Source organism: Kytococcus sp. Marseille-QA3725, assembly GCF_054950055.1.
In genome coordinates, this window is record NZ_JBUCLA010000002.1 from 59,874 (window position 1) to 72,735 (window position 12,862).

The window sequence follows — 12,862 nt, forward strand, 5'->3', positions numbered from 1 at the left end:
TCCGCGGGGGCCCGAAGTGGTGCTCGCACACCTTCATGAGGTCGGCATACCGCACGTTGCGCGGGACTGGCCCCCGGCGGTGCCGACCACCACACTGGGAGGCCCGCCCGAAGGAGCCGCGATGACCCTGCTGGCCGATGCCGAGGCCCTGGCCGACGACCTGACCGCCCTGCGCCGCTCGCTGCACGCCGACCCGGAGGTGGGCCTGCAGACGCCGCGCACGCAGCAGCAGGTGCTCGACGCCCTGGACGGCCTGCCGCTGGAGGTCACCACCGGGGAGTCGCTCACCAGCATCGTGGCCGTGCTGCGCGGTGAGCACCCGGGCCCGGCGGTGGTCCTGCGCGCGGACATGGACGGCCTGGGCATGGCCGAGGACACCGGGCTGCCCTTCGCCTCCACCAACGGCGCGATGCACGCCTGCGGGCACGACCTGCACACCGCTGCTCTGGTGGGTGCCGCCCGGCTGCTGGCCGAGCGCCGCGACGAGCTCCATGGCTCCGTGATCCTCATGTTCCAGCCGGGCGAGGAGAGCGTCGGCGGGGCGCGCCACATGGTGCGCGAGGGGCTGCTCGACGCCGCCGGCGACGAGGTGACCGGCGCCTACGCGCTGCACGTCTTCCCCGGCGAGCGCGGCACCGTGCAGTACCGCACCGGCCCGGCCATGGCCGGCAACAACCAGTTGCACGTCACCTTCCACGGCCGCGGCGGCCACAGCTCCGAGCCGAGCGGGGCGATCGACCCGGTGCCGGCGCTCTTCGACTTCGGCTCCCAGCTGCAGGTGGCGATCACGCGGCGCATCAGCGTGTTCGACCCGATGGTCGCCTCCATCACACAGGTGGACGTCAGCGGCGGGGCGATCAACGTCATCCCGCCCGAGGCGTCGCTCTCCGGCACGGTGCGGACCCTCTCCCCTGAGGGACTGGAGGCCGCCCGCGAGCTGGTGCGCGACCTGGCCGAGGGGATCGCCGCCGCGCACGGCTGCACGGTGACTGCCGAGCTGCGCGAGCAGTACCCGGCCACCCTCAACGACCCCGCGCAGACCCTCGCGGCCGTCGAGCGCGTGCGGGCGCTGCTGGGCGCCGACCGCGTGACCGAGCGCGAGACTCCGCGGATGAGCTCGGAGGACTTCAGCTTCGTCGCCCAGGAGGTGCCCGGCACCTTCCTCTACGTCGCCGCCAGCCCCGACGGCGTGGACCCCGCGACGGCCGCGTTCAACCACTCCCCGCAGGTGCTGTTCGACGACGCGGCGCTGCCCACCATGGCCGCGATGCTGGCCGACCTGGCGCTCGGGCACCTGGCCGCCGAGCCCCGCACCTGGGGCCGGGCGGCGCCCCGCGTGGCCGTGGGCGGGTGCTGCCTGCCGATCCCGCTGGGCTTCTTCACCCTCGTGGCCGCCGGTGGCCTGGCCGCCCAGCACCTCCTCGGCGGCGGCACCCCCAGCTGAGGCCACTCGCCGCGTAATCTCTGGGCATGGACAGCCCGGACGACCTCCCCCGCTCGACGCCCGCGGAGCGCCGCCAGAAGCGGGTCGCCGGCGCCAGCATCGCCGCACTCGTGGTCTTCTTCCTCTCCTGGTGGGTGCTGGGTGGGCACTGGCCCTCCTTCCGCAGCACCGAGGGGTGGGGCTCGCTGATCATCTGCGCCGGCCTGGCGGGCATCACCCTGGCGGTCGGCCTCGCCCTGCAGGACCCGGAGGAGATCGAGCCCGACGAGGAGGAGCGCGGCACCGTCTGACCGCGCCACCACCGCGCGCCGTCGCCGGCCGCCCAGCCCGCACGGATGTGGCACCTGCCACATGGTCATACGCTCTCGCGTAACAATTCAGTCACGAGGCCGGCTCCGGGCACCACCCCTCCTGCTCCAGCCCCCAGACTCGGGGTTCCCGAGCAGAAGGAGCACCCATGAGCCTCCTGTCCGACGCCGATGCCCTGACCGACGACCTGGTCGCCCTGCGCCGCGCGCTGCACGCCGACCCCGAGGTGGGGCTCGACCTCCCCCGCACCCAGCAGCGCGTGCTCGACGCCCTGGCCGACCTGCCGCTGGAGATCACCACCGGTGACTCGCTCAGCAGCGTGGTCGCCGTGCTGCGCGGCAGCCACCCCGGCCCCGCGGTGATCCTCCGCGGCGACATGGACGCGCTGCCGGTGACCGAGGAGAACGACCTGCCCTACCGCTCCACCAACGGCGCGATGCACGCGTGCGGGCACGACCTGCACGTCGCCGGCCTGGTGGGCGCGGCCCGTCTGCTGGCCGCGCGCCGCGACGAGCTCCACGGCAGCGTGGTGTTCATGTTCCAGCCGGGCGAGGAGATCCTCGGCGGCGCCAGGTACATGCTGGACGAGGGCCTGCTCGACGCGGCCGGCGACGAGGTGACCGGCGCCTACGCCCTCCACGTCTTCCCCGGCCCGCGCGGCCACCTGCAGTACCGCACCGGCACGGCGCTGGCCGGTGCCAACGAGCTGCACGTCACCTTCCAAGGCCGGGGCGGTCACGGGTCCACCCCCACCGAGGCGGTCGACCCCGTGCCGGCCCTGCTCGACTTCGGCTCCCAGCTGCAGGTGGCCGTCACCCGGCGCATCAGCGTGTTCGACCCGGTGGTCGCCTCCATCACCACGCTCTCGGCCGGTGAGGCGATCAACGTCATCCCGCCGTCGGCCACCCTCGGCGCCACCGTGCGCACCCTCTCGCGCGAGGGTCTGGAGACCTTCCGCGAGGAGGCCCAGCACCTGGCCGAGCGCGTGGCCGAGGCCCACCACTGCACGGCGACGGTCGACTTCATCGAGGAGTACCCGGTCACCGTCAACGACCCGGCCCAGACCACCCGCGCCGTCGCCGGCGCGCGCGAGCTGCTGGGCGCCGAGCGCGTGATCGAGCGCGACACCCCGCTGATGGGCTCGGAGGACTTCAGCTTCGTCGCGCAGGAGGTGCCCGGCACCTTCCTGTTCCTCGGCGCCAGCCCCGACGACGTCGACCCCGCGACCGCCGCCTACAACCACTCCCCGCTCGTGCTCTTCGACGACGCGGTGCTGCCCACCCAGGCGGCCGTGCTGGCCGACCTGGCCCTGAACCACCTCGCACAGGAGCAGTGACATGGAAGCCATCTACGCCGCAACGGCCATCCTGGGCGCCATCGCGCTCGGTGAGGTCGTCTCGATCGTCACCCGCGCCCGGGTGCCGTCCATGCTGGTGGCCCTGCTGGCCCTCGTCGTGGCCGTGCAGCTGGGCCTGTTCCCCAAGGAGATCGTCGAGTCCTCCTCGCTGGTGGCGATGAGCGCCATCCTGACCCCGGCGGTCATGGTGCACATGGGCACGCTGCTGCCCCTGTCGGTGCTGAAGACCAACTACAAGTCCGTGCTCATCGCCGTCGGCGCGATGGTGGGGGCCTGCGCGCTGATCCTGCCGATCGTCACGATGTTGTTCGGCTACGGCGCGGCCGTGGCGGGCGCCGGTCCCGTGGCCGGCGGCACCGTCTCCACCCTGCTGACGGTGGAGGGCCTGAACTCGGCCGACCGGGCCGCGCTGGCCACCATCCCGCCGCTGATCCTCATGCTGCAGTTCCTGCCGGCCATGCCGCTGTCCAACCTGCTGCTGCGCCAGTACGCCCAGCGGATCGTGCGGGGCGGCCCGGAGGTCTCCGAGGGTGCCCCGGCCGGGTTCAGCCTGGAGGAGACCGACGACTCGCGGCTGAAGATCCCCGCCAGCTTCGTCGCCAGCCAGCCGATCCTGTTCTTCCTGGTGGTCGGCGTCGGTGCGGTCGCCTGGTGGGTCGGTGAGCTGACCGGCATCAGCTACAGCCTCTGGGGCTTGGGCGCCGGCATCCTGCTGGCCTGGCTGGGTCTGCTGCCGCAGCGCGCCCTGGACCGCGCGAACGCCTTCACCCCGGCCATGACCGGTGTGATCGCGGCGGTCATGGCGCCGCTGGCCCTGGCCTCGATGCAGGAGATCGTCGACTCGCTGGCCGCCGTGGTGGCCATCCTGCTCCTCGGCCTGCTGGGCGTGGTGCTCGGCGGCTTCGTCGTCTCCCGCCTGGTGGGCTGGGACTGGCGGCTGGGCGTGCCGGTGGCCCTCACCACGATGATGGGCTTCCCCGGCGACTTCATCGTCAGCCAGGAGGTCTCGCGCAGCGCCTCGGACGACCCGGAGGTGCAGGATCGCGCGCTCGGCCAGATCCTGCCGCCGATGCTGGTGGGCGGGTTCACCTCGGTGAGCGCCGGCTCCATCGTCATCGCCAGCGTGCTGGTCTCCACGCTCTGAGCTACCCGCACGAGGGGCCCGTCACCGGTGTGTTGACGGGCCCCTCGTCGTGCGCGGGAGGCCGCCCTCAGGCGGTCGCCACCTCAAGGCCGTGTTTCCAGACGCGCAGGTCCCCGGCCCGCAACTCGCCGATGCGCTCCAGGTCGGCCTCCGGCAGCGCCACCAGGTGCGCCGTCGCGTCGGGGCGGATGCGGCCCAGGTCGTCGCGCTGCAGCAGCTCGGCCGCGGTCGCGGTGGAGGCGGTCAACACGTCCTCCAGGGACATGCCCACCTCCTGCAGCAGGCCGAGCTCCTCGAGGTTGGTGCCGTGCACGCCGACGCCCGCGTCGGTGCCCATCGCGATGCGCACGCCGCTCTCGACGGCCCGGGCGATGGACTCCTTGTGCGTGTCCACCACCCGGCGGGCCTTGGCGACCACCGCAGGCGCCAGCGACACCGCCCCGGACTCGGCGCCGCGGATGACCTCCAGCGGGGCCTGCAGGGTGGGCACCAGGAAGGCGTCCTTCTCCAGAAACAGGTCGATCGCCTCGTCGTCCAGGTAGATGCCGTGCTCGACGGAGCGGACCCCGGCGCGCAGGGCGTTCTTGATGCCCTCGCTGCCCTGGGCGTGGCTCATGACGTAACTGCCCTGGGCCGTCGCCTCGGCCACCACGGCCTCGATCTCGGCCGGAAGCATCTGGCTGTGCCGCGGGTCGTCGGTGGGCGAGAGCACGCCACCGGTGGTGCACACCTTGATCTGGTCAGCGCCGGCGCGGAAGAGCTCCCGGGCGAGCTTGAGGAAGTCGTCCGGCCCGTCGGCGATGCTGCGCGGCCGCCCCGGGTGCTGCTGGAAGAAGGGCAGGTCCGCCCCCGAGACCGCGCGGTGGTCGCCGTGGCCGCCGGTCTGGCCGATCACCTGCACGGCGACGGCGAGCTCCGGCCCCTCGACGAGCCCCTGCTCGACGGCACGCTTGACGCCGAGGTCGGCCCCGCCGGCGTCGCGGGCCGCGGTGATGCCGGTGGCCAGCGTGTCCCGCAGGTTGCGCACGGCTTGGAAGAACTCCATCGAGAACGGCTCGTGGACCGCCTCCAGGGAGCCGGCGCGCTCGGCGTTCACGTGCACGTGGCAGTCGATGAGACCCGGCAGCACCACCTGGCCGGTGGCGTCCACGCGCGGCTGGTCGGCTGCGGTGGCGTCGCCGGTGCCGCTGGCGGGGTCGCCGGCGGTGGGCTGCACGGAGGTGATGCGACCGTCGGCCACCACGACGTCGTGGGGACCGTCGAGGAACCGCGTGCCGTCGAACACGCGGCCCCCGGTCAGGACGAAGGTTGCATTCTGCTGGGACACGGCGGCCTCCTGTGGGCGTGATCCGGGTGGATCCTTCGCACCATAGTCCGGCCTGCCGGGGCGCGAGCTCCCGCAGCTACGGCGCACGCACCCTGGGACAGGAGATCGCCTCCCGCGCAGGCGTTCCGCTGGAGAGCTGAGCCCCCGGCCCTCTCCCCCCCCCCCCCCCCCCCCCGGAGGACCCCCGGCCCCGTTCCTGCGACCGTCGTCGCAGGGGCGGGGCGCCGCCGTTGACTAGTGTGCCCAGAAGCACATCACAGGGGCCGGGAGGACGACGGATGCATTTGGTGGTGCTGGGCCCCCTCGAGGCCCGGCGGGGGGACGGGGAGAACCACGCCTTCCCCCTGCGCGAACGACGGTTGCTGGAGCTGCTCGCCGCCGCCGAGGGCCGTCCCGTGCCGGTGCCCGAGATCATCAACGCCCTGTGGGGCGACAACCCGCCCAAGAGCGCCGACAACCAGGTGCAGGGGTGCTGCTCCCGCATCCGCCGGGCCTTCCCGGACGACGGCTCGGTCGTCGTGCACACCGCCGGCGCCTACCGCCTGGGCGACGGGGTGCACGTGGACCTGGAGGACTTCCGCGCCCACCACCGCCGCGGGCAGGAGGCCCTGACGCAGGGGCGCCCGGCCGAGGCACGGGCCGAGTTCGAGGCCGCCCTGGCCCTGTGGCGCGACGCCCCCTTCCCCGACGCCGCCCCCGGCACCCGGGCCGCCGGCCTGGCGGTGCAGCTGGAGCGCACCCACCTGGCGCTGTGCGAGACCTACTGGGAGCTCGTCGGCACCACCGAGCCGTCCCGGGCCGTGGCCGAGCTGGAGCGCCTGGTGGCGCTGAACCCGCTGCGCGAGAACGCGTGGTCGGCGCTCATGACGGTGCTCGCCGGGGCCGACCGCCGGGCCGAGGCGCTGGAGACCTTCTCCCGCCTCCGCAGGACCCTGCGCGACGAGCTGGGCGTGCACCCCTCGCAGGAGATCCTGGCCCTGCACACCCGCATCCTGCGCGGGGAGACCGGACCGAACGCGGGCGACCCCGGGGCCGACGACCAGCCCCGCGGGCACCTGCCGCCGCCGGTCCCCATCTTCGTCGGCCGCACCTGGCACCTGGACCAGATGGAGCGGGCCCTCTCGTCCAGCACCGCCCGGGTGGTGCTGCACGGCCCCTTCGGCATGGGCAAGTCCGCGCTCGCGGTGCAGGGGGCCCACCGGGTGAGCTCGGGCTTCCCCGGCGGCGTGTACTACGTCTCCGCCCACGGCGGGCGCCCCACCGAGCAGTCCGCCGCCGAGGTGCTCGAGGACCTGCTCGCGCAGTCCGGCATGCCGCGCCAGGCGGTGCCGGAGAGCCTCATCGCCCGCCAGGCGGCCTGGCGCAAGGCGCTGGCCACCCGTCGGGCGCTCGTGGTGATCGACGACGTGCCCGGCCCCGGCTTCCTGGAGCAGGTGATGCCCCGCGGGGCAGGCGTGGCCCTGGTGACCAGCCAGCGCGCCTTCCCCGGGTCCGGCGGCGTGCAGCACGTGCCGGTGGGGCCGCTGGAGACCACGGACTCGCTGGCCCTGCTCGAGGCCGCGCTCGGCTCGGAGCGGGTGACGCCGCAGGAGGACCGGGCCCGCGCCGTGGCCGAGGCCTGCGGCAACCACCCCGTGCTGCTGCAGCTGGTGTGCAGCAAGCTGCGCGCGAACCCCGGCTGGGACCTGGCCCGGGTGCTGGACCTCGTGGAAAGCACCGACCTGCTGCTGCCCCACCTGGCCGCCAGCGGTCTGGACCTGGGCTCCGGCATCGAGATGCTGCTGGCCGACCTGCCGCCGCTGGCGCGCACCACCTTCGACCTGCTGCCGCTGCTGGACGAGGACTCCTTCCCAGGCTGGGCCGTCGGCGCCCTGACCGGCACCCGGCAGTGGTTCACCGTCGTGGAGGCCCTGGTCGAGGCGAACCTGCTGGTGGAGGTCGGCTCCGCGGCCCCGGGCTACGCGCGGTACACGCTGCAGACGCTCACCCGGGCGGTCGCGCGGGACCGGGCCTCCCGCCTGGACCCCGAGGTGGTGCGCACGGCCACCCGGCGCCTGGTGAGCACCTGGTGGGCGCTGGCGCACCAGGCCTCCGCCTCGCTGCCGCCCAGCCTGCACGACCCGCTGCTGCTGGACCCCGCCGCCGACGAGCGCGTCCCGGCACCGGCGACCGACCTGAACGCCGGGACCCTGCGCTCGCTGCAGGACCCGCGCACCTGGATGCGCACCGAGCGCCACGGCCTGGCCGGCGCGGTGGAGCTGGCCGCCGAGCAGGGCTGGCCGGAGCTCGCGGCATCGCTCACCGGCGCGATGCTGCCCTTCCACGACTACGAGTGGCTGCACACCGACTGGGGCCGCACCACCGAGGTCTCGCTGGCCGCCCTGGAGCGCGTGCCGGAGGCCGAGCGCACGGCCGGCATGCGGATCGCGCGCGCCCGCATGATCCGCGCGCGGGCGCACCTGCAGCTGTACCGGACCCGCCACGAGGCCGGGGAGATGCTCGCCCGGCAGGCGCTGGAGCTGTTCACCGCCGAGGACGACCACCGCGGCGTGTGCCTGGCCCGCCTGCACCTGGTGACGGCGGCCCGGGAGCTGAACCGCCCCGAGGAGGCCCTGGAGCACGCGGAGGCGGTGGCGGCCAGCACGGTCCCCCGCATCCGGGCTGCGGGCCTCTCGGTGGCCGGTGGTCTGCACGTGGCCGCCGGGCGCCACGAGGAGGCGCTGGAGAGCTACGAGGAGGCGATCGTCGAGGCCGCACGCGGCGAGGACGACCACCGCCTCGGGCTGGCGCTGCGCGGCCGGGGGCAGACCCTGGCCCTGCTGGGCCGGGTGGACGAGGGCGCCGCGGACCTGCAGCGGGCGGTGGGGCTGCTGCAGGAGATCGACGACCCGGGCTGCGTGGCCCGGGCCCTGCGCGACCTGGTCGACCTGTACGCGGCACAGGGCGACCAGGAGGCGGAGCGCTCCGCGCAGGAGCGCTCCGAGGCGTTCTACGCGTCGGTCGGGCGGCCCGGTACGCGCGGGCCGTACGACGCCACGGCACCCCGGCTGTGGACCCCCGGCGAGCGGATCGACGAACGCTGACCGCCGCCGGGGACCGGGGCGGGCCCGGTCAGGCGACCGTGGCGCGCGGGGCGCCGATGCCCGGGTCGATCCTCGGCACCTCACCGGCGGTGGGCCGGATGTCGATGTCGAAGATCTCGGTGGGCAGGTACACCGTGGCGCAGGCGTTCGGGATGTCCACCACGCCCGAGAAGCGGCCCTCGATCGGCGCGGCGCCGAGCAGCAGGTAGGCCTGCTCCTTGGACCAGCCGAAGGTGCTCAGGTAGTCGATCGCGTGCAGGCAGGCGCGCTGGTAGGCCAGGTGCGAGTCGAGGTACTTCTGCTCGCCCTCGAGGGTCACCGAGGTGCCGGAGAAGCTGAGCCACTCGCTGTAGCGCGGCTCGACGTTCCCGGGCATGAAGATCGCGTTCTCGGTGACGCCGTACTTCTCCATGCCGCCGGGGATGACGTCGACGTGGAAGTCGATGTAGCCACCCATCTCGATGCCGCCGCAGAAGGTGATCTCGCCGTCGCCCTGGCTGAAGTGCAGGTCGCCGACGGAGAAGTTCGCGCCGTCGACGTACACCGGGTAGAAGACGCGGGTGCCCTTGGAGAGGTTCTTGATGTCCTGGTTTCCACCGTTCTCGCGCGGCGGGGCGGTGCGGGCGGCCTCGCCGGCGACGCGGTCGTGGTCGCCCTCCGGCACGCCGCCGAGGATCGCGTCCTTCGGCTGCGGCGGCAGGGCCAGCGGCGGCACGCGCTCGGGGTCGGTGGCGATCAGCGCGGCCTCGCGGGTGTTCCACTTGCCGAGCAGGTCGGCCGAGGGAGCGGTCCCCATCAGGCCCGGGTGGATGATGCCGGTGAAGCTGACGCCCGGCACGTGGCGGGAGGTCGCGGTCTGGCCGGTGAAGTCCCAGACGGCCTTGTACGCGTCGGGGAACTCGTCGGTGAGGAAGGAGCCGCCGTTCTTCTTGGCGAAGATGCCGGTGTAGCCCCAGCCCTGGCCGGCGAGCGGGCCCTCCTCCTGCGGGATCGGGCCCACGTCGAGGATGTCGACCACCAGCAGGTCACCGGGCTTGGCGCCCTCGATGCGGAACGGACCGGAGAGGGTGTGCACCTTGTCCAGCGGGGCGTCGCGGATGTCCTCGGCCGAGTCGTCGTTCTTCATGAAGCCGTCGAACCACTCGCGGCAGTCCACCCGGAAGGTGTCGCCGGGCTTGACGGTGACCACCGGCGGGATCTCCGGGTGCCAGCGGTTGTGGCCCAGCTTCTCCTGCTCGGTGAAGGACTTGGCGGAGTCCAGCGGGAAGATGTTCTTCGGCATCTCGTGCTCCTTCCGGGGGCCGCCCCGGGGTCCCGAGGCGGAGTTCTGGGGACTCAGGGCCTCGGCAGCTTCGCGTGGCGCGGGTCCTGGCTGACCGGCGTGGGGCGGCGGTTGCCGGCGCCCGGGACCGAGCTGACCACCTGCGGGTTCTGCGCCGTCGCCTCGGTGGACTCGATGAGGCGGGCCCTCGGATCGCTGCCCCGGCCCAGGCGCGGGGAGGTGAACAGCCGGCGGGCGGTGGCGCCGCAGTCGGGGCAGGCGATCGGGTCGTCGGCCTGCGCCAGCGGGATGGTCACCTCGGACTCGTGCGACTCCGCGCAACGGACGGCGTACAGCGGCACGACGGGCTCCTCCCGGTGGTGGGCTTCGTCCTCCCGAACCTAGACCCGGGTGGGGTTCGCGGCAAGCGCGTGCCGGGGCGGGTTGGGTGGGGCCCGGCGCGGGACGGCCCGGCAACCCGGAGCGGCAACCCGGCACCCCGTAACCCAACGCGGGAAAGTGCGGGCCGACGCGGCGTCCACGGCGAGTCACCCCACACCTTCCCGAGCTACCCCGCACTCCACCGCGTTGGGTTCAGGATCCGCTGCCTTGGGACAGGCCCCGGAACGCCGGTTTCGGCACGTCGGCGTGGTTTACGCACCGCCCGGCACCGAGGAGCCACCCGCCCGATGTGTGGGAGGCGGAGAGCCATCCGCCCCACCCCGTGCCTGCCCACAGTCCATGCGCGCTGCCCGGCACCGCCCAGTCCCCGCGGCTCGCCCCGGGCGCCACCCGGCACCGCCCAGTCCACGCGCGGGAAGCGAGGGCGCGGCCTCGCTGTACGGGCTGGACGCCCGGCGCCCTCAGTCCACGCGGGGGAAGCTCCCGACCAGCTTGAAGAACACCGCCTGGTCGCGCAGCTCCGCCAGCGCCGAGGCCACGGTCGGGTCCTCGGCGTGGCCGTCCACCTCCAGGTAGAAGAGGTACTGCCACAGCACGCCGCGCATGGGCCGGGACTCGAGCTTGGTCATCGAGACCCCGTGGGCGGCAAGCGGCTTCAGCATGTCCAGCAGCGCGCCGTCGCGGTCCGTGCGCGGCGGGGAGACCACCAGGCTCGTGCGGTCGTGCCCGCTCGGCGGCGGCGACTCGTGCCCCAGCACCAGGAAGCGGGTCGTGTTCTCCGGGTCGTCCTCCACCCCGGACTGCAGCACGTCCAGCCCGTACAGCGCGGCCGCGCCCTCCGGCCCCAGCGCCGCCACGTCCGTGACGCCCCGCGCCGCCAGCTCGGCCACCAGCCGCGCGGCCTCGGCGTTGCTGCTCACCGGCATCCGCTCCGCGGCGGGCAGGTGCCGCGTGAGGAACTCCTGGCACTGCGCCAGCGCCTGCGGGTGCGCGTAGACCCGGTGCACCCCCTCGGCCGGACCGAGCCCCATGAGGTGGTGGACGATCCGCAGCCGCACCTCGCCCACCGCCTGCAGCGGGCTGCGCGCCAGCAGGTCCAGCGCCCGCCCGACGGCGCCCTCGGTGGAGTTCTCCACCGGCAGCACCGCGTAGTCGGACTGCCGGGCCTCCACCTCGCGCAGCACCTCGTCCAGGCTGGCCGCGGGCACCGGCCGCGCCGCCCCACCGAAGTGCCGCACGGCCGCCTGCTCGGTGAACGTCCCGGCCGGCCCGAGGTAGCTCACCGTCAGCGGACGCTCCACGGCCAGGCACTCGCTCATCACCTCGCGGAACACCCGCCGCACCGCGTCGTCCGGCAGCGGGCCCGGGTTGCGCTCCACCAGCCCGCGCAGCACCTGCGCCTCGCGCTCAGGCCGGTAGGCCGCGCCGGTCCCCTTCAGCGTGCCGATGGCGCGCGCCTGCGTCGCCCTCTCGTTCACCAGCCGCAGCAGCTCGCGGTCGATGCGGTCGATCTCCGCCCGGTGGGGGGCCAGCCGCTCGGCCAGCTCGTCCGGGTCCGCCGGACCGGTGGGCGGCAGCGGCCCCTCGCCCCGACGGGCCCGGGCGCCCAGCACCTCGCCGGCCTCGTCACGCGCCTCGGCCCGCTGCGCCTTGGCCGCCGCGAGCAGCCCCCGGCTCTCGTCCAGGAACGCCTCGGAGTGGCCGGCGAAGTACTCGCGCACGGCCTCGAACTCCTCCAGGAAGGCGTCCCGGTCGCCGGCCCGCAGCTTCTGCACGACCTCCCCCAGCGTGGTGTGGAAGTGCTGCAGCAGATCGAGGTTCGCGTCGCTGGCGGTGATGATGTCGTGGTACAGCCCGGCGTCCTGCGCGAACAGGCGGGCCACCATCATCAGCTCGGTGCGGTAGATGGGCGAGGAGAGCGCGAGGAGCGCGTCCAGGTCCGCCCCCTCGCGGCGCAGGTCGGCCCCGTAGGCGAAGGTCACCGTGTGCCGCAGCGCCTGCACCACCCCCATGAGGCGGTCGTGCTCGGGCGCCTCGACCGTCTCCACGCGGCAGCCCCAGCCCTCGATGCGGTCCAGCAGCCACTGCACGTCGCCGCGCCCTGGACTGTGCACGACCACCTCGCCGGCCGGGCTCGCGACGTCCGGCCCGAACATCGGGTGCAGCCCGGCGACCGGGCCCGGGTGAGCCTCCAGCATCGCCTGCAGGGCCGGGGCCTTCACCGAGGTGACATCGGCCAGGAGAGCGTGCGGGGCCAGCGGCGGCAGGTCGGCCACCACCTGCTCGACGGCGAAGATCGGCACCGCCACGAGCACGAGGTCCGCGGCGGCCAGGGCGGCGGCGTCGGCCTGCGGGTCGGGCACCGGGATGGCCACGGGCAGGCCGTCCGGTCCAGGTCCCGCGGGGGCTGCGGGGTCGATGACCTGCACCAGGTCGCCCTCGGCGCGGAACCACTCCACGAACCGGGAGCCGAGCGCACCCGCTCCTCCCACGACGACGGTGCGGCGGGCGGGCTGGGTCGGCTCCATGCCGGGA

Annotated in this window: 9 protein-coding genes; 5 read left to right on the forward strand and 4 right to left on the reverse strand. The window is 74.2% G+C overall.

Features of this window, described 5'->3' with window-relative positions; translation table 11 throughout:
- Positions 1-121: 121 nt before the first annotated feature.
- The 4 genes from ACY8FT_RS08315 (at position 122) to ACY8FT_RS08330 (ending at position 4,254) form a co-directional block, all read left to right on the forward strand.
- Positions 122-1,444 (forward strand): M20 metallopeptidase family protein, encoded by a 1,323-nt coding sequence (locus ACY8FT_RS08315; protein WP_462418463.1) that lies wholly within the window; start codon positions 122-124, stop codon positions 1,442-1,444.
- A 26-nt stretch (positions 1,445-1,470) separates the two neighbouring features.
- Positions 1,471-1,734, forward strand: coding sequence for a hypothetical protein (locus tag ACY8FT_RS08320; RefSeq protein WP_462418464.1), 264 nt, complete (start codon positions 1,471-1,473; stop codon positions 1,732-1,734).
- A 167-nt stretch (positions 1,735-1,901) separates the two neighbouring features.
- Positions 1,902-3,089, forward strand: a complete 1,188-nt coding sequence (locus tag ACY8FT_RS08325) for a M20 metallopeptidase family protein (RefSeq protein ID WP_462418465.1) — start codon at positions 1,902-1,904, stop codon at positions 3,087-3,089.
- 1 nt (position 3,090) lies between these two features.
- Positions 3,091-4,254, forward strand: a complete 1,164-nt coding sequence (locus ACY8FT_RS08330) for a hypothetical protein (protein ID WP_462418466.1) — start codon at positions 3,091-3,093, stop codon at positions 4,252-4,254.
- 67 nt (positions 4,255-4,321) lie between these two features.
- Here ACY8FT_RS08330 and ACY8FT_RS08335 read toward each other — a convergent pair whose 3' ends face one another.
- Positions 4,322-5,581, reverse strand: a complete 1,260-nt coding sequence (locus ACY8FT_RS08335) for a metal-dependent hydrolase family protein (RefSeq protein ID WP_462418467.1) — start codon at positions 5,579-5,581, stop codon at positions 4,322-4,324.
- A 278-nt stretch (positions 5,582-5,859) separates the two neighbouring features.
- On the opposite strand from ACY8FT_RS08335, the gene ACY8FT_RS08340 reads away from it, so the two are divergent.
- The gene (locus ACY8FT_RS08340; protein ID WP_462418468.1) at positions 5,860-8,664 is read left to right on the forward strand and encodes an AfsR/SARP family transcriptional regulator; all 2,805 of its coding nucleotides are present in this window, start codon (positions 5,860-5,862) and stop codon (positions 8,662-8,664) included.
- Between the two features lie 28 nt (positions 8,665-8,692).
- Here ACY8FT_RS08340 and fmdA read toward each other — a convergent pair whose 3' ends face one another.
- The 3 genes from fmdA to tyrA form a co-directional block, all read right to left on the reverse strand.
- On the reverse strand, positions 8,693-9,946 hold the full coding sequence (gene fmdA / locus ACY8FT_RS08345) for a formamidase (protein WP_462418469.1): 1,254 nt from the start codon (positions 9,944-9,946) through the stop codon (positions 8,693-8,695).
- A 53-nt stretch (positions 9,947-9,999) separates the two neighbouring features.
- Entirely contained in the window at positions 10,000-10,287 is a 288-nt protein-coding gene (locus ACY8FT_RS08350; RefSeq protein WP_462418470.1) for an FmdB family zinc ribbon protein, read from the reverse strand.
- Between the two features lie 501 nt (positions 10,288-10,788).
- Positions 10,789-12,855, reverse strand: a complete 2,067-nt coding sequence (tyrA, locus tag ACY8FT_RS08355) for a bifunctional chorismate mutase/prephenate dehydrogenase (protein WP_462418471.1) — start codon at positions 12,853-12,855, stop codon at positions 10,789-10,791.
- Between the last annotated feature and the right edge of the window lie 7 nt (positions 12,856-12,862).